This is a genomic window from Salinibacterium sp. NYA9b (genome assembly GCF_976973725.1).
The window spans coordinates 1,124,583-1,146,772 of record NZ_OZ333476.1 but is presented as its reverse complement, the minus strand read 5'-3'; the positions used below and the strand labels follow the sequence as shown (position 1 = coordinate 1,146,772).

Annotated in this window: 21 protein-coding genes; 4 read left to right on the top strand and 17 right to left on the bottom strand. The window is 61.4% G+C overall.

Going from position 1 to position 22,190, the window contains the following annotated elements; translation table 11 throughout:
• Positions 1–25: 25 nt before the first annotated feature.
• The 7 genes from ACWFSR_RS05405 to ACWFSR_RS05375 form a co-directional block, all read right to left on the bottom strand.
• On the bottom strand, positions 26–928 hold the full coding sequence (locus ACWFSR_RS05405) for a ribokinase (RefSeq protein ID WP_447523273.1): 903 nt from the start codon (positions 926–928) through the stop codon (positions 26–28).
• Positions 929–967: 39 nt separating this feature from the next.
• Positions 968–2,440, bottom strand: coding sequence for an SDR family oxidoreductase (locus ACWFSR_RS05400; RefSeq protein WP_447523272.1), 1,473 nt, complete (start codon positions 2,438–2,440; stop codon positions 968–970).
• Positions 2,441–2,507: 67 nt separating this feature from the next.
• The gene (locus ACWFSR_RS05395; protein WP_197108832.1) at positions 2,508–3,344 is read right to left on the bottom strand and encodes a CAP domain-containing protein; all 837 of its coding nucleotides are present in this window, start codon (positions 3,342–3,344) and stop codon (positions 2,508–2,510) included.
• Between the two features lie 58 nt (positions 3,345–3,402).
• Entirely contained in the window at positions 3,403–4,260 is an 858-nt protein-coding gene (locus tag ACWFSR_RS05390) for an aldehyde dehydrogenase family protein (protein ID WP_197108834.1), read from the bottom strand.
• Entirely contained in the window at positions 4,257–5,768 is a 1,512-nt protein-coding gene (locus ACWFSR_RS05385) for an aldehyde dehydrogenase family protein (RefSeq protein WP_197108836.1), read from the bottom strand. The genes ACWFSR_RS05390 and ACWFSR_RS05385 overlap by 4 nt, the downstream gene beginning before the upstream one ends.
• Before the next feature lie 8 nt (positions 5,769–5,776).
• A complete protein-coding gene (gene deoC / locus ACWFSR_RS05380) occupies positions 5,777–6,790 on the bottom strand; it encodes a deoxyribose-phosphate aldolase (protein WP_197108838.1) in 1,014 nt (337 codons plus the stop codon).
• Positions 6,787–7,731, bottom strand: a complete 945-nt coding sequence (locus ACWFSR_RS05375; RefSeq protein WP_447523271.1) for a sugar-binding transcriptional regulator — start codon at positions 7,729–7,731, stop codon at positions 6,787–6,789. The genes deoC and ACWFSR_RS05375 overlap by 4 nt, the downstream gene beginning before the upstream one ends.
• Positions 7,732–7,920: 189 nt before the next feature.
• Between ACWFSR_RS05375 and ACWFSR_RS05370 the strand changes: the two genes are divergently transcribed.
• Complete coding sequence (locus ACWFSR_RS05370; protein WP_197108842.1) at positions 7,921–8,883, top strand: ROK family protein; 963 nt, start codon at positions 7,921–7,923, stop codon at positions 8,881–8,883.
• A gap of 19 nt (positions 8,884–8,902) precedes the next feature.
• On the opposite strand, the gene ACWFSR_RS05365 is transcribed toward ACWFSR_RS05370, so the two are convergent.
• A complete protein-coding gene (locus ACWFSR_RS05365; protein ID WP_447523270.1) occupies positions 8,903–10,150 on the bottom strand; it encodes an MFS transporter in 1,248 nt (415 codons plus the stop codon).
• Positions 10,151–10,240: 90 nt separating this feature from the next.
• Here ACWFSR_RS05365 and ACWFSR_RS05360 point away from each other — a divergent pair, with 90 nt between their 5' ends.
• Complete coding sequence (locus ACWFSR_RS05360) at positions 10,241–10,510, top strand: hypothetical protein (RefSeq protein WP_197108846.1); 270 nt, start codon at positions 10,241–10,243, stop codon at positions 10,508–10,510.
• Positions 10,511–10,520: 10 nt separating this feature from the next.
• On the opposite strand, the gene ACWFSR_RS05355 is transcribed toward ACWFSR_RS05360, so the two are convergent.
• Genes ACWFSR_RS05355 through truB form a run of 4 tightly spaced genes read right to left on the bottom strand, consistent with a single transcriptional unit; the run spans position 10,521 to position 13,253 of the window.
• Positions 10,521–11,477, bottom strand: coding sequence for a bifunctional riboflavin kinase/FAD synthetase (locus tag ACWFSR_RS05355; protein WP_447523269.1), 957 nt, complete (start codon positions 11,475–11,477; stop codon positions 10,521–10,523).
• A gap of 1 nt (position 11,478) precedes the next feature.
• On the bottom strand, positions 11,479–11,892 hold the full coding sequence (locus ACWFSR_RS05350) for a hypothetical protein (RefSeq protein WP_197108850.1): 414 nt from the start codon (positions 11,890–11,892) through the stop codon (positions 11,479–11,481).
• Between the two features lie 25 nt (positions 11,893–11,917).
• The gene (locus ACWFSR_RS05345; RefSeq protein ID WP_197108852.1) at positions 11,918–12,286 is read right to left on the bottom strand and encodes a hypothetical protein; all 369 of its coding nucleotides are present in this window, start codon (positions 12,284–12,286) and stop codon (positions 11,918–11,920) included.
• A complete protein-coding gene (truB, locus tag ACWFSR_RS05340) occupies positions 12,279–13,253 on the bottom strand; it encodes a tRNA pseudouridine(55) synthase TruB (RefSeq protein ID WP_447523268.1) in 975 nt (324 codons plus the stop codon). The genes ACWFSR_RS05345 and truB overlap by 8 nt, the downstream gene beginning before the upstream one ends.
• Before the next feature lie 131 nt (positions 13,254–13,384).
• On the opposite strand from truB, the gene ACWFSR_RS05335 reads away from it, so the two are divergent.
• Together ACWFSR_RS05335 and ACWFSR_RS05330 are read left to right on the top strand one after the other, a co-directional pair.
• On the top strand, positions 13,385–14,404 hold the full coding sequence (locus ACWFSR_RS05335) for a ketopantoate reductase family protein (protein ID WP_447523267.1): 1,020 nt from the start codon (positions 13,385–13,387) through the stop codon (positions 14,402–14,404).
• Positions 14,405–14,464: 60 nt separating this feature from the next.
• The gene (locus ACWFSR_RS05330) at positions 14,465–15,358 is read left to right on the top strand and encodes an A/G-specific adenine glycosylase (RefSeq protein ID WP_447523266.1); all 894 of its coding nucleotides are present in this window, start codon (positions 14,465–14,467) and stop codon (positions 15,356–15,358) included.
• Between the two features lie 39 nt (positions 15,359–15,397).
• Here the strand turns inward: ACWFSR_RS05330 and rbfA are convergent, their stop codons facing one another.
• The 5 genes from rbfA to ACWFSR_RS05305 form a co-directional block, all read right to left on the bottom strand.
• Complete coding sequence (gene rbfA / locus ACWFSR_RS05325; RefSeq protein ID WP_447523265.1) at positions 15,398–15,880, bottom strand: 30S ribosome-binding factor RbfA; 483 nt, start codon at positions 15,878–15,880, stop codon at positions 15,398–15,400.
• A 127-nt stretch (positions 15,881–16,007) separates the two neighbouring features.
• Complete coding sequence (infB, locus tag ACWFSR_RS05320) at positions 16,008–18,824, bottom strand: translation initiation factor IF-2 (protein ID WP_197108867.1); 2,817 nt, start codon at positions 18,822–18,824, stop codon at positions 16,008–16,010.
• A 90-nt stretch (positions 18,825–18,914) separates the two neighbouring features.
• A complete protein-coding gene (locus tag ACWFSR_RS05315) occupies positions 18,915–19,205 on the bottom strand; it encodes a YlxR family protein (protein ID WP_197108869.1) in 291 nt (96 codons plus the stop codon).
• Between the two features lie 121 nt (positions 19,206–19,326).
• The gene (gene nusA / locus ACWFSR_RS05310; protein WP_197108871.1) at positions 19,327–20,325 is read right to left on the bottom strand and encodes a transcription termination factor NusA; all 999 of its coding nucleotides are present in this window, start codon (positions 20,323–20,325) and stop codon (positions 19,327–19,329) included.
• A gap of 75 nt (positions 20,326–20,400) precedes the next feature.
• A complete protein-coding gene (locus tag ACWFSR_RS05305; protein WP_447523264.1) occupies positions 20,401–22,182 on the bottom strand; it encodes a proline--tRNA ligase in 1,782 nt (593 codons plus the stop codon).
• Positions 22,183–22,190 lie beyond the last annotated feature (8 nt).

Genomic DNA, 22,190 nt, shown 5'->3' with positions numbered 1-22,190 from the left:
ACCAATCCGTTACCTTTTGGGCGGATTAGTTAAGGCGTGTCTCAATCGCTGCCCGGTGCGGAATCGACGGCACAGCACCGTGGTTCTCCACCGAAATGGATGCCGCAGCCCCGGCAAAGCGCAACGCATCATCCATCATCATTCCCTCGACAACGCCCGCGGCGAAAGCACCACAGAACGTGTCGCCAGCGCCGGTAGCGTCTACGGCCGTGACACGGTGAGCGGGAACGACGACCGGCTCCGAGCCGACGCGGTGAAGAGCGGCACCCTTCGAACCCAAAGTGACGATGACAGTGGAGACGAGGCTCAAGAGGCGTTCGCCCACTCCCTCAAGGTCAGCGGACAGGCCGTTATCGCGCGCGAGCTCAGCAGCCTCGTGCTCGTTGACGATCAGGATGTCGAGGTTGTCGAGGAGTTCTTTGGGCAATGGCTGAATCGGCGCCGCGTTCAGAATCACCTGTGTGCCAACGGCGCGCGCAATACGCGCTGACTCGATCACCGTAGCCAGCGGGATCTCCAGCTGCATCATGAGAGCCGATGCTGTGCTGATCGCGGCGGAGTCTTCGCTCGTCAGGTTAGCGACGTCGTTATTGGCGCCGGCCTCAACGATGATCGTGTTCTCACCCGTGGGATCGACGGCGATGAGCGCGGTTCCGGTTGGCTTGTCTGTGGTCTTCAGGTGCGACACATCGATGGAGTCAGCCGCGAGACCGTCACGCACCATTTCTCCGAAACCATCGTTTCCGACGGCACCGATAAACGTGGTGGCTACTCCCGCGCGCGCTGCCGCAACCGCTTGGTTTTGGCCCTTGCCGCCCAGAGCAGTGTTCAGCCCCTGAGACATGACGGTCTCCCCCGGAGAGGGAATCCGTTCCACTCGAAAGACCTGATCAATATTTGCGCTACCGACGACGACGATTCCTGACATTAGTCAAAAGTAGCGCATTCCCGGCGCGAACGGCGCACTTTATTCGGCAGCGTCAGCTTCGGCGGCTGCCACAATCCGATTCACCATGCCACTAAAGATCACGCCATGGAACGGCAGAATTGCGGCCCAATAGAGCCGGCCGCCCAAACCACTCGGAAAGAACACGGCACGCTGGCGATACACGGCACCGTCAGCGCCGCGATCCTCCACCGTCAGTTCAAGCCACGCTCGCCCAGGGAGCTTCATCTCGGCACGCAAGCGCAAACTGTGCCCGCGGTCAATGCTTTCCACTCGCCAAAAGTCGAGGGCATCGCCTGTATTTAACGTGCTCGGATGGCGACGACCACGTCGTAGTCCGACCCCGCCAACGAGCTTGTCGAGCCAGCCGCGCAGAGCCCAGGCCAGCGGGAAGGAATACCACCCGTTCTCGCCACCGATTCCCTCGACGACGCCCCACAGGGCCTCCGCCGAAGCCGGAGTTTCACGTTCCCGAAGATCGGTAAAGACCGTGTGCCCCGTCCACTCCGGGTCGCTAGGAATCGGATCGCTCGGCGCACCAACAACGGTGGCGTCCTGCCAGCTCGTTTCAACCTCGCCGTCGCCCATCTTCACGAGAGCTAAGCGCACCGAAGCGCGGTATCCCGTGAGGCCGCCCTCGGGTTCCGGGATGAAATCTGACACCGACGTGTCGCGCACGACACAGTCGAACTGCAGCGATTCGATAATCGGAACGGCGAGCAAGCGCGGGATGGGCGTCACCAAGTTGACCCACTGCGAAGCCAACCACGGGGTCAGCACCGGTAATGACGCGATGGGGCGCTGGTGAAGGCCAGCCTCAAGGGCGTAGCCATTCATCATCTGGCCGTAACGCAACACATCCGGGCCACCGATGTCGAAACTGCGATTGAGATCTGCCGGCAATTCGAGGGCCGAAACGAGGTAGTAGAGCACGTCGCGCACCGCGATCGGCTGAATGAAGTTGCGCACCCACTTGGGTGCCGGCATGTAGGGCAGCACCTCGGTGAGGTGACGGATCATCTCGAAGGATGCCGACCCGGAACCGATGACGACTCCCGCATTGAACGCAATCGTGGGCACACCAGATTCCAGCAGGATGTTGCCGACCTCGGCACGACTGCGCAAATGGCGGCTCAGCTCAGCGATATCCCCCGCGGGGTGCAACCCACCGAGGTACACAATGCGTGAGACGCCGGCCTTCTTGGCTGCCTTCGCCACATTGTTTGCGGAGAGCTTCTCGGTCTTTTCGAAGTCGCCGGCAGCGCCCATGGCGTGCACCAAGTAATAGAGCGCATCGATATCGACCATGGCGTCCGTGAGTGAACTCGCGTCGGTGAGATCACCAACGACGACGTCAACATCTCCACGCCAGGGAACGTCGTGCAGCTTGCGGGGGTTGCGCACCAGAACGCGCACCGTGTGGCCTGCTTCGATCAGCCGAGGTACGAGTCGGCCACCCAAATATCCTGTTGCTCCAGTTACAAGAACGCGCATGCGGCAACCCTAGGCAGCGCGACTGGGAAGCAGCGCACAAACGCCTAGATACTCGCCGTAGGTTCTTCTATTGGCGGGCGCGACGCGCTACAGGCCGTCGCGACTTCAGACGACGCCACACCACAAACCAGAAGCCTCCGCCGACCGCAAGCAGGGTGAAGAAGATGGTCCACGAAATCCACGTGTAGTCCGGTTGAGTGCCATAGACGCTGGCCTGCAATTCGGCTTGAGTCAACGTGGGGGCTGCGTCGGCATCAATTTCGCCGATCGTGCCGTCAGCTGACGACCCCGACGACGAGTTCGACCCCGCCCCAGAATCCCCGGCGTCGGTTGCTGTCGGCGTGGGTGTGGGTGACGCGGAAGACGTCGCCGTTTCGCTCGACTCCTCAGAAGGCTCGGGAGCCGGTGCGGGAGCTGCGGAGGCGGCATCCGGTCCAGTGTGGCCGGGATAGGTCGCGAAAACCTGCACTCCCCACGTTGTGCCACCGCTCGTATAGAACGCGATACCGATGTCAGTGAACGCGCCCAAGATGTTCTCGCGGTGGCCCTGCGACGACATCCAGCCGTCATGCATGGCCTGCGCGGTGCGATACCCCTGCGCCACGTTCTCGCCGGCGGAACGCCAACCAGTCGGGATCTGATCCGAATAGTTGGGGTTGTGCGACATGTTGTTGCTCGCCGCCATCTTCTTGGCCCACGCCAACGCAACCGCGTCCATCTCTGCATTGCGGATGAGGCCGAGCTGACCGTCATCCCAGCGAGCTTGGTTCACAAGTCCGTGAATAGTGTCTGCCTCGGCGGCCGAGGCAGAACTTGCGGCACCGAGGGGAACAAGGAACATCGCCAAGAGAAGCGCAAAAAATGCGCTGGCGATACGAGACGGAGTGTGGCGTGAAAAAATCATTACTCAGCAAGTATCCGTAGATACGCGCGCCGGGCAACCCCCACGCCACACTTCTCGGCTAAATCAGAGACTTCGTGTGCCAGACCGTCTTCGTTTCGGTCCACTGAACGATGCGCTCGACGGACGGTGCGGGAACTCCCACGACCGGTCCCAGGACGCGCTTGAGCGTGTCGGCAGCCGCGATTTGAAGGTCAACCCACTCGAGCTGTTCTGCTCCGGCGAGGTCGAGACCATTGACATCCGCGTGGCTCGCAAGCCACGGCGCGATCTCGGCCGGTGACCCCGTAAGGATGTTGACGACGCCACCGGGAACGTCGCTCGTCGCGAGAACCTCAGAGAGGCTGATCGCGCTGAGCGGGGCGTTCTGGTGAGCAACCACGACAACCGTGTTTCCGCTGACGAGAGCCGGAGCAATGACACTCACGAGGCCCAACAACGACGACGAATCCTGCGGAGCCACAATGGCGATAACGCCACTCGGCTCAGGAGTGGAGAGGTTGAAGTACGGGCCCGAAACGGGGTTTCCGTTACCGGCAACCTGCACGTACTTGTCTGCCCAGCCCGCATACCAAACCCACGCATCAATTGCCGTATCGAGCTGTGCGGTCGCTGCCGACTTCGAGAGCGACTCCGTTGCCATGAGCTCGTCGATGAACTGCTCGCGACGACCCTCCAACAGTTCTGCAATGCGGTACAGCACCTGGCCGCGGTTGTAGCCCGTGGCCCCCGACCAACCGCTGAAGGCTGCACGGGCGGCGACTACGGCATCCCGAGCGTCCTTGCGGCTTGCCAGCGCTGCGTTCGCGAGGAAGGCACCCTTCTTGGTTGCTACCTCGTAGGTGCGGCCGCTTTCGCTGCGCGGAAACTTGCCACCGATGTAGAGCTTGTAGGTCTTAGGAACCGTGAGACGGGTCATTTCTTGCCACCTTTCGTGACGGCGGGCGCGGCCCATCCAGCGGATTCTAGGTAGGAGGCCAGTCCGTGACGGCCACCCTCGCGGCCGTAGCCACTCTCCTTGTAGCCACCGAATGGCGACGCAGGATCGAAACGGTTGAACGTGTTAGCCCAGATAACGCCAGCACGCAGCTTGTCAGCCACAGCAAGGACTCGTGAGCCCTTCTCGCTCCAGATGCCCGCAGACAGGCCGTAGGGCGTGTTGTTGGCCTTAGCGATAGCTTCTGCGGGGGTGCGGAACGTGAGAACGCTCAGCACCGGCCCGAAGACTTCTTCGCGAGCGATGCGACTCGAGGTCGACACGTTCGTGAAGATGGTGGGCGCGAACCAGAAACCGTTTTCGGGAATCGGGCAGTCGGCGGTCCACCGTTCTGAACCTTCCGCTTCACCGATATCGCTGAGTTCACGGATGCGGTCGAGCTGAGCCTTGGAGTTGATCGCACCGATGTCGGTGTTCTTGTCGAGCGGGTCACCCATGCGCAGCGTGGACAGTCGCGCCTTCAGACGATCGACGACCTCGTCGTGCACGTTCTCTTGAACCAGCAGTCGCGAACCTGCACAGCAGACGTGACCCTGGTTGAAGAAGATGCCGTTGACGATTCCCTCAATGGCTTGGTCCATGGGGGCGTCGTCGAAGACGATGTTCGCCGCCTTGCCACCGAGCTCGAGCGTGACCTTCTTGCCCGTGCCAGCAACCGACTTCGCGATTGCACGGCCAACACCGGTTGAGCCGGTGAAGGCAACCTTGTTGACGTCGGGGTGATTGACGAGCGCGTGGCCCGTGTCGCCAGCGCCGGTGACGATGTTGACGACACCCTTGGGCAAGTCAGCCTGCTGCAGGATTTCGGCGAAGATCATCGCGCTCAACGGGGTGGTCTCTGCCGGCTTGATCACGACGGTGTTTCCTGCCGCGAGCGCCGGAGCGATCTTCCACGCGAGCATGAGCAGCGGGAAGTTCCACGGGATTACCTGAGCGGCAACACCGAGCGACTGCGGGTTGGGGCCGAGACCGGCGTAGTCCAGCTTGTCGGCCCAACCGGCGTAGTAGAAGAACCAGGCAGCAACGAGAGGCACGTCAACGTCGCGGCTCTCCTTGATCGGCTTTCCGTTGTCGAGGCTCTCGGCAACAGCAAGCTCACGGGCCCGCTCCTGCACGAGGCGCGCAATGCGGAAGAGGTACTTGCCGCGGTCTGCGCCCGACAGCTTCGACCACGTGCGGTCGTAGGCCTTGCGGGCTGCAGCGACGGCGACATCCACATCGGCGCTGTTGGCGTTGGAGATCGAGGCGATCTCCTTTTCGGTTGCCGGTGAGATCGTGCTGAACGCGTCGCCGCGGCCATCCACAAATTCACCATCAATGAAGAGACCGTAGTGCTTCTTCAAGTGCAGAACCGAAGTCGATTCGGGGGCGGGGGCGTAGTCGAGAAAACTCGGGACCTTCGCGCTCAGTGCTTTGTCGTTCTCTGTCATGGTGTGCCTTAGTCAATCGTGACGTAGTCGGGGCCGGAGTAGTGGCCGGTGGTGAGCTTCTGACGCTGCATGAGCACGTCATTGAGAAGACTGGATGCTCCGAAACGGAACAGGTGCGGCTGAAGCCATTCCTCGCCCACCGTTTCAGCAACCGTGACGAGGTACTTGATGGCATCCTTCGAGCTGCGGATGCCGCCAGCCGGCTTCACCCCGATCTTCTCGCCGGTGAGCAAGTGCCAGTCGCGCACAACCTCAAGCATGAGGAGGGTGACGGGCAAAGTCGCTGCTGGCGCGACCTTTCCGGTTGACGTCTTGATGAAGTCTCCCCCGGCCAGAATTGCCAGCCAGGATGCGCGGCGAACGTTGTCGTAGGTGTTGAGCTCGCCGGTCTCCAAAATCACCTTGAGGTGAGCGTAGGTGCCGTTCTCGCGGCGGCAGGCTTCTTTGACAGCAACGATCTGATCGAAGACGACACCGTACTTGCCAGAGAGGAAGGCGCCACGGTCGATGACCATGTCGATTTCGTCTGCGCCGTTAGCGACGGCTTCTTTGGTGTCCATGATCTTGATCGGCAACGACGAGCGTCCGCTCGGGAACGCGGTGGCGACGGCAGCAACGTTGATTCCGTTGTCTGAGCCGTTTGACCAGGATGACCCGAGGGCTTCGGCCGCGTACGGAACCATGTCGCCATACACGCAGACAGCAGCGACCTGAGGGGTCGAGGCATCCGAAGCATCCGGCAGCACAGCTTTGGCCGCGAGTGAGCGAACCTTGCCAGGGGTGTCTGCGCCCTCAAGCGTGGTGAGGTCGATGAGCTTGATGATGGTGTCGAGGGCCCAGGCCTTTGACGTGGTTTTGATCGAGCGGGTGCCGAGCGCTGCGGCACGCTGCTCAAGACCGACCGCGTCGACGCCCGGGAGCCCCTCAAGGTGAAGCTTGAGAGATTTCTCGGTCAGGTCTGCTCCGATGAGATTGACCGCGCGCTCAGCAGGAGCGAGCGCGATGGCCGATTCGATTGTCATGTTGTTTCCTCCAGAAGGGCGTGAGCGGTGGCCTCATCGGTGACGATGACGGAACACAGCCCACTCGTAACGACGGCGCGCGCGACGTCATGTTTAGCGTCGCCAGCGACGACAAAAATTGCGTGCTCAGCAGCACGGAGCTCATCAAGGCCGATACCGACGGTTCGTTCATCGAGTGCCGAATCGACGATCTTGCCTGCGCTATCGATGTAGCGACCAACAACGTCGCCGACCGCTCCCTTAGCCACGAGTTCGTCGACATCGCTCTCAGTGAGGTAGCCGCTATCGACGTGCACGGAACTCGCTCCCGCAACACCGGCACTGTACAGATACGCGGATGCCGAAGCACCCAGCGTGCGCACACTCGCCACCGTGCGGTCACGTTCAATCGCACGCTTCGTTTCGACCTGCTCAAGAATTGCGGGGATCGGCAGCAGCGTTGCTTGACCGTGTCCCTTTTGCGCGATGGTCACTGCGGTCTGAGCGGCGGTTCCCTGCTTGCTGTTGAGGCTCACTCCGCCGTTGATCTGCACTACTTGCACACCGATGGTCCAGCCGTCAGCGAGCAAACGAGCGACCTCGTCAAGGGTTCGGCCCCAGCTCACGCCGAGGGTACGAGGAATGGGGCGCACAGCAGCGAGGTAGTCAGCCGCAGCCTGAGCCACGCGAGGGCTCACTTCTTCGTCTTCGGCGGGAAGCGGAACAACAACCGCATCTTTGAGGCCAAAGCGGTCTCGCAACTGACGTTCGATATCCAGCCGGCGGGCTCGGGGGTGCACGATCTCAATACGAACAATTCCGGCTTCGCGAGCGCGAGTGAGTAGGCGGCCCACTTTCCAGCGGGTTATTCCGAGGAGGGCGCCGACTTCGTCTTGCGTCTTGTTCTCTTCGTAATAGAGCTCGGCGACGCGCACGGCCAAGAGTTCGGTTGATTCATCCACTGCTGCCTCCTGCTTCAACGATAGAGTCACGGACACCGAGCTGCAACATATGCGGGGCCACTTGCTCAGATGAGCAGCAAGTGGCCGACGCGAGTGCGCACACGAGCAGCAAACACCCCCAAGCTGAACACCACACGAACGTCCACAGGTGCACCATGACCACCCCTCGAACCCAATAAGGTGGATGCCGTGACCACCACCACATCGAATCGCTATGCCCTTGCCATTGATATTGGCGGAACCAAAGTCGAAGCCGCTCTCGTCGACCCCCACGGCGTCGTTCTCACCCCGAGCCGCTTTCGCGCGCCAACGGGCCGCGCCTCCTCCAGCGCTCAGCTCGCTGACAGCGTGCGCACGGTCGTGCGACAGTCAATCGCTGAGCTTCCGGATGGCGCGGAGCTGCTCGGTGCTGGCATCGGCAGCGCTGGCCCCATCTCGGTGTCCCGCGGTGAGGTCTCCCCCTTGAACTTGCCCGCGTGGCGTGACTTCGGCGTTCGCGCCCTTGTCGAAGAAGAATTGCCAGGACTCACGGTGTCGCTGCGCGGCGATGGCAACTGCATCGCACTGGCAGAACACTGGATCGGTGCCGCTCAGGGAGTGAAGTACTTCATGGGCATGGTCGTCTCCACCGGCGTCGGCGGCGGGCTCATCCTCGACAACCAGCTCATCGACGGTCCCACGGGTAACGGCGGCCATTTCGGTCACGTCGAAGTTGGCGGAGAAACTGTCATCTGCGGCTGTGGCGGAACAGGCTGCGTCGAAGCAGTCGCCGCTGGCCCCAAAACCGTTGAATGGGCACAATCGCAGGGCTGGACTGGCACCACCGGCGAAGAGCTGTCTGCCGACTACGCCGCAGGAAACGACATTGCGATCGCCGCAGTACGCCGCTCGGCGCGTGCCGTTGGCCACGGCATCGCCTCGGCCACCGCACTCGTTGATCTTGAGCTCGTCGCAATCGGTGGCGGCTTCTCGCACGTTGCCGCCGACTACATCGATCTTGTTGCGGACGCGATCACCGATCGAGCGCCCTTCCCGTTCATTACGAAGGTGCGCGTCGTCGCGTCCGGGCTCTCCAGCGATGGCCCCCTTATCGGCGCCGCCTCTCTCGTGCACCACCCCGAACGGCTGAGCACGTCAGCTCTCGGCGACTAGTCAACTAGCCGCGCGCCGGTTAATCGTCGAGAGCCGCTGCCGGAAAGTCGATCTCGTCTTCGACGAAACTGGGGCGGGCGAGCATGACAGCGCTGATAAGCGCGAGCAGACTTGTGACGAGCAAGAACATCAAGGGCCAAACCCAGCCGCCGCTGAGCTCACGCACGAGAGCGACAGCAAACGGGCCAAGCGCCGCCACTGAGTAGGCAACGCTCTGCACGAAGCCGCTGAGGGCTGCCGAACCTTCATGGCTTCTCGTACGCAGGTTGATGAGCACGAGGCACAACGGGAACAGGATCGAACTGATTCCAACGAGCACGACCCACAGCCAGGTGGCGACCGTGGGGGCGAACGCAAGACCGGTGAAGCCAATCACGCCGGCAAACACTCCCCCGGCAATGACAACACCGATGTTCTGTACGCGGCTGGCAAGAATAGGGCTCAGGATGCCGAGCGGAATTCCGATGAGCCCAAAGAGAGACAGCATTGCCCCTGCTTCGACCGGGGTGAACTGAGCGGACTCGATAAGAATCTCTGGCAACCACGCAAAGAACGAGTAGAACGCGATCGATGAGACTCCGAAGGCGATCGTGATGGCCCACGCCGTTCGCGACTTCGCGACGGCCCACACCGAAATATGCGGTGTCAGCGGCAGTACACTCTCGTCGTTCACAGCCCGACGCTTGGCGTGGCGCCCCCGCAGCGTCAGTACGAGCCACGGGACAAACGCGGTAAGCGCGAGAGCAGCCCACACCGCAACGGACACACGCCAGCCAGAGGCGTCGGCGATCGGCGCTGCGAAGAACGCCGGAATCGCGGCGCCAAGCGAGATGAGCACGACATAGCCGCCCGTTACCGTCGCTAAACGGTCGGGGAAATACTTTTTGACAGCGGGAGGCAGCAGCACGTTGCCGATTCCCATTCCCGCAAGCGCGACAAAACTGCCAATCGCAAGCACGATGTAGTTATCGCTGACGGCACGCAAGCTCGAACCGGCCACCATGGCCGCCGCCGCAATGAGCAGTCCCGCGTCAAGACCGCGGGCGCGAGCGAGCGCTGGCGCCGCGACTCCGGCGATCGCAAAAGCGATCGGCGGCAACATCCCTAGCACCCCTAGGCCCAGGCTCGAGATCGGAATATCGTTTTCGATCACGCCGATAATCGGCGAAATAGCGGCAACCGCGGTTCGCACATTCAAAGCGACGAAGAGGATGCCAGCAAGCGCAAGAATGCGCCCCCTCCAGAGGGTGCGCGTGGGGGTAGTCATTCGCACGAGTCTACGTCGTGAAAAGCCCTACCTCTACGATGGTGGGTATCGCCGACAACTCGTGTCGGCTGGCATCTCAGGGAGATAAATATGGGTAACAGCGGATTCGATCTCGGTGACATCGGCGACGTCGTCGGCGATCTCGTCAAAGGCAAGGGTCTTGACACTGACGCTCTAGAGCCCATCTGGGAAGGCATCCAGCCGACCCTCAAAGGTCTCGACACCGACACGATCCTCGAGACTGTCGCGAACTGGGCCAAAGACCTCAACCTGCCGATCATCGGCGATGTGCCCGATGACATCGTGGAGAACCTCAAGAACGGCGTCAAGGTTCCCCTCAACAAGCTCATCAAGGGCTAACCCTCAAGAACTATTTCTTGGGCGTCTTTTTTGCCGAGACGCCCAAGATTTCTCTCACCGCAATCTCATCAAGGCACATTTGCTCGATAAGAGCATCAACTGTCGTGTACTTGACCATGCCGCGAACGTATTCCACAAACTCGATTTCGACACGCTTGCCATAGATATCGAAATCTTGGTCGAGCGCGTGCGCTTCAACCTGCTTCTCGGGCACCCCATCAAAAGTCGGGTTATTGCCGATAGAAACCGCGGACGCAAAGCGAACCCCGTCAACCACAAGCCAGGCTGCATACACGCCATCAGCGGGAATGAAACCCTCAGAATTTCGGCCCAAATTGGCGGTCGGATACCCGAGCTCTCGTCCGCGTTGCTGGCCGAGCACCACCACGCCGCGCACCGAGTGTGGGGCGGTGAGCAATTGCCCCGCTTCGGCCACGCGACCCTCGGAGAGAAGCTCGCGCACAAAGGTTGACGAGACGCGACGCCCTTCCTCAAGAGCAATGTCATCGATGACGACGACGTCAAAACCATGGTTATTGCCCAGAGTGCGAAGCAGGGCGACATCGCCAGCGCCGCGAGCGCCGAAACGGAAATCGGCCCCGACGAGAACAACCTTGGTATCGAGCGCCCCCGCGAGCACCGTCGCGACAAAGTCGTCAGCCGAGACTTCGCTGAGGGCACGGTCAAAGGTCAAGACAAGAGCGGCGTCGACGTCGGTCGTGGCCAGTCGTTCCAGCTTCTGCTCCTTGCTCAGCAAGGGTTGCGGGCACGCTGCAGGGTTCAACAGGCTCATCGGATTGCGGTCAAACGTCACCACAACAGAGCGCAAACCGCGTTCGGCGGCAACCGCGCGCAACCGCGCCAACACCGCACGGTGCCCGCTGTGCACGCCATCAAACTTGCCGATGGTGACGGCAACCGGACCAAAGGTCGCGGGAACAACGTCAATTGAATCGAAAACATCCATGTCAGCGTCTCCCCTCAGCACGACGCACCCGATACAGCCAGATAAGGCCAAGCACCGGAAGAGCGAGAGGCACGAAGAGGTAGCCGGCGCCGAAAGCAGACCAGACAGTATCTGCCGGGAACAACACGGCATCCACGAGACTGAGGATTCCGACGGTAATCACTCCGACAAGTTCAAACACGATCGCGATCACAGCGACGCGGAACCAGACACGACCCGAGCGAATGAGCGCGACAGTGGCAACGATGTAGACAAGCCCCGCAAGACCAGACAACAGATACGCCACGGGCGCCTCATCGAACTTTGTAGCGATTTGAAACAGTGACCGAGCGGTAGCGCCCAGCGCCATCACCGCATAAACGGCGATCAGCACTCGGCCGATGCCCGAGGCAGTCGAAGAAGCTTTCCTAGTCATCACATTCAACTTTAGGCGCTCTCGGCTAGGCCAATTGCACAAACCAGATTTGGCTCATGCGGTAAACCATGATGGCGATCGACAAACACGCCACCCCCAAGATCACCGTGCTCCAGCGGTTGCGCTCGATAAGCCCCCACATGACCGCTGCGGGAGGGATCAGGATGGCCGAGACCAAGTAGATCCAGAACTCTAGAGAACTACCCGTCGCCACATTCCCGAGCAACGGCGCAATGATCGCCATGACCAGTTGGACGATGAGCAACAGCTCAACCAGCAACGTTGCCCCCAAGGTGTAATCATTGGGCTTCACTCGCGCGAAGCCGACAATCACGGCGCCAAGGCCTGCGGTGACCGCCACAACGATCTGAACCCACACAAACCACTCAACCATTGTTCGGGGTTCCTTCCTCAGAGGCGGACTCGCCGTCGCCCGGCACCAGAAGCTCAGGCGCTGCTGGCTCGGCATCCGGTCGAAAATTCGAGAGGATTCGGGCGCGACCATCAACAATTTCGAGGAGGCCGACCAAGCGGCCCTCTGAGTTGAGCGCCGCAAGTGCCCCCTCGCCCTGGGGCTCCAAAGCAATTTGCTTGCCCTGCGCCAAATCAGCAGCCTGCTCATCATCGAGCTCAACAGTGTCAAAGAGCACTCGGGCCACGACGGCCGGCGCCACGAGCTTCGTTTCAAGGTCCTCATCGACAGCACTCGCCTCCTCGACGGAGAACGGCCCAACCCGAGTGCGACGCAGCACCGTCAGGTGACCGCCAACTCCCAGCGCCTCCCCCATATCGCGAGCAAGAGCGCGGATGTAGGTGCCGGAGGAACAATCCACTCGAACCTTCACATCGATGAACTCTCCGCGCGCAATCTCGAGCACCTCGAAAGCAGAAACCGTGACCGCTCGCTCAGCAAGCACGACCTCTTCGCCCGCGCGAGCCAACGTGTAAGCGCGGCGACCATCTACCTTGATGGCGCTCACGGAGCTGGGGCGCTGCGAGATAGCGCCAGTGAGATTGGTGACGGAGTGCGCGATGGCATCGTCGGAGACGGCAGCGAGAGCCGCGGCATCCGCGGTCTCAGAGAGTTCGCCCTCAGCGTCGTCAGTGTTTGACGATGCCCCCAAACGAATCGTGGCGGTGTACTGCTTGTCGAGCCCGACGAGATATGTGAGCAGGCGAGTCGCATTGTTGACGCCGAGCACAAGGAGCCCGGTGGCCATCGGGTCAAGCGTTCCGGCGTGGCCGATCTTGCGGGTGCCCACTGATTTGCGGGCCCGTGAGATCACGCCATGGCTCGTGATGCCTTGAGGCTTATCCACGAACAGAATCCCGCTCGTCGGATTGCGCGGCGGCTTAGCCATGACATTCCTTTCCGCACGGGTGCCCCGGATGGGCAGCCCCACAACTTTAGCCAATTCTGACGCGGTCGATGTGCGGCGCTCCATTGCGTCGGTCACGAAAAATGTTCACGCAGTACGCCTAGACTTCCCCTATGCGAATCGGCGTTATTGGGGCGGGTGCCGTCGGCGGTGCAATAGCAGCGTTGCTCGCGCGCGCTGGCAATGATGTCGAAGTGACGGCACGAGGAGCTCACCTCCACGCCATCCGCGAATCGGGCCTCACCCTCACCGGCGCGTGGGGAGACAGCGTCTCTCGCGTGCGTGCCTCTGGCACGCTCAGCCGCATCAACGAGCTCGTGATCGTCGCCACAAAAGCGCACGACGCCGAAGAAGCGATTCGCGAGAACATTCGCTTTTTGCGTGACCTCCCCGTTGTCATCTTTCAAAACGGCCTCGACTCGCTCGACGTTGCCACCTACGCCTCGCCGCGGTCAGACATCATCGGCGGGCTCGCCACCTTCGCCTCCTCGTTCCTCTCCCCCGGCGCCATCTATGTCACCGCCGCCGGCCCGAGCTATTTGGGCGTTGCCGGAGACAACGATGTGCCAGCACGTTATGCCGCAAACGCGCTCAACGCGGTCATGCCGACCTTCGCTGTGTCCAACTTTCGCGGTGCGCAGTGGACAAAGCTCGTCATCAACCAAGTCAATGCGCTTCCTGCGGTTACTGGCCGTAGCGTGCAAGACGTCATCGAAGAGCCCTTGCTGCGACAGATAATGACCGCGAGCATGCGCGAAACAGCACGCACTGCCCTTGCCGCCGGCATCCGCTTCGAGACGCTTCAGGGACTCTCCCACCGACGCCTTCGTAATCTGGCACGGTCACCGCTGTGGCTCGGTCAGATCATCCCCCTGCTCATGAGCCGGCGAATGGGGCGCACCCCCAATCCTGGCTCGACGCTGCAGAGCATTCGTCGCGGTCAACCCAGTGAAGTGGATGCCCTCAACGGTGCCGTGGTGCGTGCCGCTGACGAACTGAACCGTGCCGCTCCCCTCAACGCACTGATGGTCGAACTTGTTCACGGCGTCGAAGAGACCGGCAATTTTCTGACCACGGAGGATGTTGCCGCGCGATTCGCTGCGCTCGACACCACGCCTCCCTCCACGCGTTAGCCAGCGCTCCACAGCCCCACACAACGCACCCCACGACCCCGACGAAACCGACAAACCTCCGTGACCGCAGAAACCACGACGGCCGACCGCGCTGAACTCGCCAGGCTCATCGGTGACTGGTTCGTCGAATATGGCCGCGATCTGCCCTGGCGACACGACGGCTTCGGCGCGTGGGGAATCCTCGTGAGCGAGATCATGCTCCAGCAAACCCCGGTCGTTCGCGTGATCCCACGGCTCGAACAGTGGCTCGAACGCTGGCCATCGCCCGCCGCCCTCGCCGCTTCCGCCCCTGGCGACGCTGTTCGGGCGTGGGAACGCCTCGGGTACCCGCGCCGTGCCCTCAACCTGCACGCCGCCGCAACCGCCATCGCGGAGCAGCACAACAACGTGGTTCCCGAGGATGTGCCGACCCTGCTGGCGCTGCCCGGGATCGGCGACTACACGGCTCGCGCTGTCGCCGTGTTCGCCTACGGCCACCATCATCCGGTCGTTGACACCAATGTGCGGCGGGTGATCGCCCGGGCCGTCAACGGCGAGGGCGAAGCCGGCCCGCCCTCGAACAAACGAGACCTCGCAGCCATGGAGCAGCTGCTCCCGGATGACCGGGCTGCCTCTCCACTCACAAATGCCGCCGTCATGGAACTGGGCGCGATCGTGTGCACGGCCAAGAAACCGCTATGCGAGCAATGCCCGGTGCGCGAACTGTGCGCGTGGCGTGCTGCCGGTTACCCGGCCTATGAGGGCAAACGGCAGGTGGTGCAGAAAAAGTTTGAGGGCTCAGACCGGCAAGTGCGCGGTCTGATCCTTGCCGAGCTTCGGGCCAGCGATGTGCCGGTCACCGCAGACGAAATCACGCAGGTGTGGGCGGATGCCGAACAGCGTGAGCGCGCACTAGCAGGTCTCCTGAAAGACGGACTCGCCGTCGCTGAGGACTCGGGCTACGTGCTGCCCTAACGGGCGTGAATCAGCCGCTCTGCCGGCACGCGGCAGTCGCTAGGCGTGGGTGGTGTCTTCCTCGTCGTCGTCAAACCCTGCGGCTTCTTCTTCGGCGGCGAGATCGCGAGGCTTAACGTAAGGATCTTCGTCCCCCGCGTAGCGTGCGGTCTTCTTGAGTACTTCAACTGAGGCGTCGCGCTGCTGCGCTTCCGTCAGGAGCGACTCAATGAGGGCAGCGTTCTCGGGGATTCCGTCGGCAATGAACTCGATAGACGGCGTCAGGCGGGCTGTAATGTTCTTGCCCACTTCACGGCGCACGAGGCCGGTGGCCGATTTGAGAGCCGCTGCGCTGTCGCTGCGTTCTTCGTCGGTGCCGTACACCGTGTAGAAGACCGAGGCATGCTGGAGGTCGCCGGTTACCCGGACGTCAGTGATGGTGACAAAGCCGAGGCGCGGGTCTCGGATGCCGCGCTCAAGCGTTTTGGCAACGATCACTTTGATACGGTCGGCCATTTTCGCGGCACGAGCTGCGTCAACCATCTCTACTCCTTCTATAACTTTTGCTGCCTCGAGAATAACCGAGGCGTTGACGGCACCAAGGTCAGGAAGCTTGCGGAGCCTGCGTAGCTCCGCTTCCTGACCTGGGTGCCGTCATAAGCCAGCGAGATTAGACTCGCGGCTTTTCCTTCATTTCAATTGTCTCGATCTCGTCACCGATTTGGATGTCGTTGAACTTACCAAGTCCGATACCGGCTTCGTAGTCGGTACGAACTTCAGTGACGTCATCCTTGAAGCGACGCAGCGAGTCGATCGCGAGGTTGTCGCCAACGACGACACCTTCGCGGATAACTCGTGCCTTGGCGTTTCGCGTGATCGTTCCCGAACGCACGATGACACCAGCGATGTTTCCGACCTTGGAGGAACGGAAGATCTCGCGGATCTCAGCAACACCCGACTGAACTTCTTCAAATTCAGGCTTGAGCATTCCCTTGAGCGAGTTCTCAACGTCTTCAAGTGCGGCGTAGATGACCGAGTAGAAGCGCACGTCGACACCTTCGCGAACGGCGCGCTCGCGTGCCTTCGGGTCGGGGCGAACGTTGAATCCAATGATGATGGCGTTGTCGACCGTGGCGAGGTTGATGTCGCTTTCGGTAACAGCACCGACACCGCGGTGGATGATGCGCAGCTGAACCGAGTCATCAACATCAATCTTGAGCAGCGACTCTTCGAGGGCTTCAACAGCACCCGATACGTCACCCTTGATGATGAGGTTGAGCGATTCGACCTTGCCGTCTTCGAGGGCCTTCGTGAAGTCCTCGAGGCTGATGCGCTTGCGGCTACGAGCGAGCATTGCGTTGCGCTCTGCTGCTTCGCGCTTTTCAGCGATCTGGCGGGCCATGCGGTCGTCGTCGGTAACCAAGAACACGTCGCCGGCCTTGGGTACTGAAGTCAGACCGAGTACGGCAACGGGGCGCGAAGGCTCCGCGTGAGTAACCGATCCACCATTCTCGTCGAACATGGCACGAACGCGACCGTAAGCGGTACCCGCAACGATGGGGTCTCCGATTTCAAGTGTTCCCGACTGGATGAGCACGGTAGCAACAGCACCGCGACCCTTGTCGAGCTTGGCTTCAATCGCGACACCACGAGCGTCCTTGTTGGGGTTTGCGCGCAGGTCGAGTCCGGCATCCGCTGTCAGGAGCACTGCGTCAAGAAGCTCGGTGATACCGACCTTGTTGAGCGCCGAGACATCCATGAACATGGTGTCTCCGCCGTACTCTTCTGCAACGAGGCCGAATTCGGTGAGCTGCTGGCGCACCTTGGCCGGGTTTGCACCCTCTTTATCGATCTTGTTGATCGCGACAACGATCGGAACGTTTGCTGCCTGAGCGTGGTTGAGTGCTTCAACCGTCTGGGGCATGATTCCGTCGTCTGCTGCAACCACGAGGATGGCAACGTCGGTGACCTGAGCACCACGAGCACGCATAGCGGTGAACGCTTCGTGACCCGGGGTGTCAATGAAGGTGATCGGACGTTCGATACCGTCGTGCTCCTTGACGACCTGGTAAGCACCAATGTGCTGCGTGATGCCGCCGGCTTCGCCAGCAACAACGTTGGCGTTACGGATGGCGTCAAGCAGCTTGGTCTTACCGTGGTCGACGTGACCCATGACGGTAACAACGGGAGGACGGATGACGAGTTCGTCGTCTGATTCGTCTTCGAGTTCTTGAGAGAGGTCCATGTCGAAGCCGAGCAACAACTCGCGGTCTTCTTCTTCTGGCGAGACCATTTCGATCTTGAAGCCAAGTTCTTCACCGAGGATGTCGAACGTTGCCTCGTCGAGAGACTCGGTCGCTGTCGCCATCTGTCCCAAGTGGAACAGCACGGTGACGAGGTTTCCGGGGCTCGTGTCGATCTTGTCGGCAAAGTCGGTGATCGATGCACCACGGCGAAGGCGAATAACTTCCTTGCCGTTTCCGCGGGGGACGCTAACGCCACCAAGCGACGGTGCTTCTCTCAGTTCGAACTCTGCCCGCTTCGCCCGCTTGGACTTGCGTGCCTTGCTCTTGCCGCCACCGCGACCGAAAGCACCTGCGGTGCCTCCGCCGGGACCGCGACCGCGACCGCCGGCTGGTGGACGGTTAGGCCCAAAGTTGTTTCCTGGTGCTCCACCGGGACGGAATCCGCCACCAGCTCCACCTGGGCGTGCGCCGGCTCCTGCTCCAGCAGGACCGCCTGGACGCTGACCGAAGCCACCGGGGCGCTGACCCTGACCGGGTCCACCCGGACGAGGTGCACCGGGACGAGGTGAACCTGGGCGCGGCGAACCGGGACGAGGTGCACCCGGACGCGGAGCGCCAGGACGAGGCAAGCCCGGACGCGGAGCGCCGGGACGAGGAATCGAGCTTGCGCCACCGGCAGGTGCGGGACGCCCCATGCCTTGATTGGAGGCGAAAGGGTTGTTTCCCGGACGGGGAGTACCCGGACGAGGAACAGAGGAAGGGTTGGGAGCATCTGCTGCGCCGCCCTCGGGCTTTGCACCAGACTCGGCAGAAGCCTTTTCTGCGGCCAGTGCCTTTTCAGCAGCCAGTGCCTGAGCTTGACGCTCGGCAACCGTCAGAGGAGCGGGAGCCGCGCCTTCTTCTGGTTCAGCAGCGTGCTCGGGCTCCGGTGCTGCTGCGGGTGCTTCCTCAGCAACAGGTGCTGGGGTCGGCGCGCTTGGCATCGGAGTTTTGGGCTTCGGTGTCGCTTTAGCGGCAGCCTTCGGCGCGGCCTTGGGAGCAGCCTTGGGCTTCTCCGGCTCTGCCGGTGCTTTCGCTGCGTCAGCTTCGAGTGCAGCCTTCAACCGTCGTGCGACGGGGGGCTCAATGCTCGATGACGGGCCCTTAACGAATTCGCCCATTTCTTTGAGCTTCGCTAGAGCAGCCTTGCTATCGACGCCAGCTTCGGCGGCGACTTCGTGTACGCGTGGTTTTGCAGCCACTTTTCTCCTGTCTGGGTCTGCTCCCAGACAGGGGCAGACCACTAATTACGGACGGAACTCATTTCGAGCCGCTCATTAGTTGTCCATAGGTCAATCAGCCTGTTCGTTAGGGGACATCGGTTGATGTCCCGCCTCATATTCAGCTAACACTGAAAGAAGTGCTCCGGTATCTAGCGGTGGTTCCACCTTCAACGCACGTGCAAAAGCTCTGCGTTTGATTGCAGACTCAAAACACGTGGTTGTGGGATGAAGCCACGCACCGCGACCCGGAAGTGTGGCCGAATGGTCGGCCACAACCGCACCGTGAGATGCGATAACCCTCAGTAACGAGGATCTGCTGGCGCTCGCGCGACAGCCAATACACGTTCTTACTGCTTCCATGATACCCCTACTCTGCAATCCCGCACTCCCCCGCGCCCGACACTGAGCGCACGCGGAGATGGAACGCTACTGGCTCTCCCCTCAGCACACTGCGCTGAGGGGAGAGCCAGGCGAACGACTATTAGTCGTCGAGAATCGAGTCGGGCTGGATGTCGATGCGCGCGCCGGTGAGCTTGGCAGCCAGTCGGGCGTTTTGCCCTTCCTTGCCAATCGCCAATGACAGTTGGTAGTCGGGCACGAGGGCACGCACTGCCTTGGTGGCCTCATCGATCACGAAGGAGCTCGATACCTTGGCGGGCGAGAGAGCATTAGCAACAAACGTGGCCAGGTTCTCGGAGTAGTCGACGATGTCGATTTTCTCGTTGTTGAGCTCCGCCGTTACTGCCCGCACACGCTGGCCGAGCTCGCCAATGCACGAACCCTTCGCGTTGATGCCGGTCTCGGTTGCCCGAACCGCCATCTTGGTGCGGTGGCCCGCCTCGCGGGCTACAGAAGTGATTTCTACCAGTCCGCTGGCAATTTCTGGAACCTCAAGCGCGAAGAGCTTGCGAACGAGCGACGGGTGGGTACGGCTGACCGTAATCTGCGGCCCCTTGTCGCCCTTGTTCACTGCGGTGACGTACACCCGGATGCGTGATCCGTGCGTGTATTCCTCGCTGGGGACCTGCTCTTCGGGAGGCATGATTGCCTCCACCGAGCCGAGGTCGATGTGGATCATGCGCGGGTTGGGACCCTGCTGGATCACTCCGGCAACGATGTCTCCCTCGCGACCCTTGAACTCGCCAAGAACCTTGTCGTCACCAATGTCGCGCAAGCGCTGGTTGATGACCTGTTTTGCCGCGAACGCTGCAATACGTCCGAAATCACTGGGGCTGTCTTCAGCCTCGCCAATAACCGCACCCTCTTCGTCATACTCAGGGACCCAGACACTGACGTGTCCGGTTTTGCGGTCGAGCACAACGCGAGCGGTCGGCTGTACTTCTACAGCCTTACCTTCGGGAGCCTCAACGTGCTTGAGATAGGCGCTCAAAATCGCCTGCTCAATGATCTGCACCAGTTCTTCGAACGGTATCTCTCGCTCGCGCTCCATCATGCGCAGCACGCTCAAGTCGATATCCATTGAGGACCTCCGATATTCATTTAGGGGTTGTGACTCAGAACCGTCTGCGGCTCCGAACTTGCTAGTTTAGCTGGCTTATGTGGTGAGTGCGGCGACGACGTCGGCGACAGGGGTGCTCGTTCGCTCGTTCGTCGCGCGATCCCAGACTTCGACCATTCCATTGGCGGCATCGCGACCGACAATCACAATCATGGGTACACCGAGGAGCTCAGCATCGCCGAACTTCACGCCGGGCGAGACCTTCGGGCGATCATCGAAGAGCACGTCAAGGCCGGCCTGCTCGAGCGAGCTGACAAGCCCTTCAGCGGTCTCGTAGACGACAGCATCCTTGCCTGCCGCAACGATGTGCACGTCGAAGGGGCTGATCTGCTTGGGCCACAACAGGCCCTTGCCGTCATTCGTGGTCTCAGCGATGGCCGCCATCAAACGGGTGACACCGATTCCGTAGGACCCCATCGTGACGGTGACAAGCTTGCCGTTCTCATCGAGAACCTTCAGTCCGAGCACCTCGGCATACTTGCGGCCGAGCTGGAAGACGTGACCGATTTCCATGCCGCGAGCGGTCTCAATGGGACCGCTGCCGTCAGGGGCAGGATCGCCGGCACGGACATCCGCCACCTCAACGGTGCCATCAGAGATGAAGTCACGACCGGCCACGAGACCGAGAACGTGCTTTTCGTGGAGATTGGCACCCGTGATCCACTGCGTGCCATCAACGACGCGGGGGTCGAGCACGAAGCGCACGCCCGTCGTCGACTTCTCGCCGATGACAGCACCCTCGGGCGACCACGGACCGATGTAGCCCTTGACGAAGCCGGGGTTTCCCTCGCGCTTGGCCAGTTCGGCGAAGTCTTTTTCCGTGGCAGGTTCGACCTCAGCGGGCGCGAAGGCAACCTCGGCGCGCTTCATATCGACGTCGCGGTCACCGGGCAAACCGACGACGACGAGCTCGCGCGTGCCATCGATCGAGGTAAGAGCCAGAACGATGTTCTTGAGCGTGTCTGCTGCAGTCCAAGGACGATCGTCGCGGGGCTGCTCTTCGTTAGCGAGAGCAACAAGAGTGTCGATCGTGGGAGTGTTCGGCGAATCGAAAACCAGCGGGGCGGGCAGGCCGTCAATCGGCAATGCCTCGGGAACAGTCGTGCGGTACGCCTCAACGTTGGCGGCGTAGCCACCAGCCGAGCGCACGAAGGTGTCTTCGCCGACGGGGGTGGGGTGCAGGAACTCTTCGCTCTTGGAGCCACCCATCGCACCGGCATCCGCCGACACGACAACGTACTCGAGGCCCAAGCGGTTGAAGATGCGCTCGTAGGCGTCGCGGTGCTGCTGGTACGAGACGTCGAGTCCAGCATCCGTGTAGTCGAAGGAGTAGCTGTCTTTCATCGAGAACTCGCGACCACGCAGCAGACCGGCACGGGGGCGGGCCTCATCGCGGTACTTGTCCTGGATTTGGTACAGCGAGAGCGGCAAGTCTTTGTAGCTCGAGTACAGGTCTTTCACGAGCAGCGTGAAGACCTCTTCGTGCGTGGGTGCCAACAGGTAGTCGGCGTCTTTGCGGTCTTTAAGACGGAAGATGCCGTCACCGTACTCAGTCCAGCGGCCCGTGAGCTCGTACGGTTCGCGCGGCAGCAGAGCCGGGAACAACACCTCTTGGGCACCAAACGACTCGAGTTCCTCACGGATGACCGCTTCGATCTTGCGGCGAACTTTAAGCCCGAGTGGCAACCACGCAAAAACACCGGGAGCCTGACGACGGATGTAGCCGGCGCGCACCAAAAGGCGGTGGCTTGCTACTTCAGCATCGACGGGATCTTCGCGAAGCGTGCGGACAAAGAGTTGAGAGAGACGTGTAGACACGCCTCAAT

Coding starts and splice junctions, on each gene's coding strand:
- ACWFSR_RS05345 (WP_197108852.1), bottom strand. CDS start 12,286: ATGGTTGAGTGGTTTGTGTGGGTTCAGATCGTTGTGGCGGTCACCGCA.
- ACWFSR_RS05365 (WP_447523270.1), bottom strand. CDS start 10,150: ATGACTACCCCCACGCGCACCCTCTGGAGGGGGCGCATTCTTGCGCTT.
- ACWFSR_RS05390 (WP_197108834.1), bottom strand. CDS start 4,260: ATGACCCGTCTCACGGTTCCTAAGACCTACAAGCTCTACATCGGTGGC.
- rbfA (WP_447523265.1), bottom strand. CDS start 15,880: ATGGTTGACGCAGCTCGTGCCGCGAAAATGGCCGACCGTATCAAAGTG.
- nusA (WP_197108871.1), bottom strand. CDS start 20,325: ATGGATATCGACTTGAGCGTGCTGCGCATGATGGAGCGCGAGCGAGAG.
- ACWFSR_RS05355 (WP_447523269.1), bottom strand. CDS start 11,477: ATGGATGTTTTCGATTCAATTGACGTTGTTCCCGCGACCTTTGGTCCG.
- ACWFSR_RS05395 (WP_197108832.1), bottom strand. CDS start 3,344: ATGATTTTTTCACGCCACACTCCGTCTCGTATCGCCAGCGCATTTTTT.
- ACWFSR_RS05350 (WP_197108850.1), bottom strand. CDS start 11,892: ATGACTAGGAAAGCTTCTTCGACTGCCTCGGGCATCGGCCGAGTGCTG.
- ACWFSR_RS05335 (WP_447523267.1), top strand. CDS start 13,385: ATGCGAATCGGCGTTATTGGGGCGGGTGCCGTCGGCGGTGCAATAGCA.
- ACWFSR_RS05315 (WP_197108869.1), bottom strand. CDS start 19,205: ATGGAAGCAGTAAGAACGTGTATTGGCTGTCGCGCGAGCGCCAGCAGA.
- ACWFSR_RS05360 (WP_197108846.1), top strand. CDS start 10,241: ATGGGTAACAGCGGATTCGATCTCGGTGACATCGGCGACGTCGTCGGC.
- ACWFSR_RS05400 (WP_447523272.1), bottom strand. CDS start 2,440: ATGCGCGTTCTTGTAACTGGAGCAACAGGATATTTGGGTGGCCGACTC.
- ACWFSR_RS05405 (WP_447523273.1), bottom strand. CDS start 928: ATGTCAGGAATCGTCGTCGTCGGTAGCGCAAATATTGATCAGGTCTTT.
- truB (WP_447523268.1), bottom strand. CDS start 13,253: ATGGCTAAGCCGCCGCGCAATCCGACGAGCGGGATTCTGTTCGTGGAT.
- ACWFSR_RS05385 (WP_197108836.1), bottom strand. CDS start 5,768: ATGACAGAGAACGACAAAGCACTGAGCGCGAAGGTCCCGAGTTTTCTC.
- deoC (WP_197108838.1), bottom strand. CDS start 6,790: ATGACAATCGAATCGGCCATCGCGCTCGCTCCTGCTGAGCGCGCGGTC.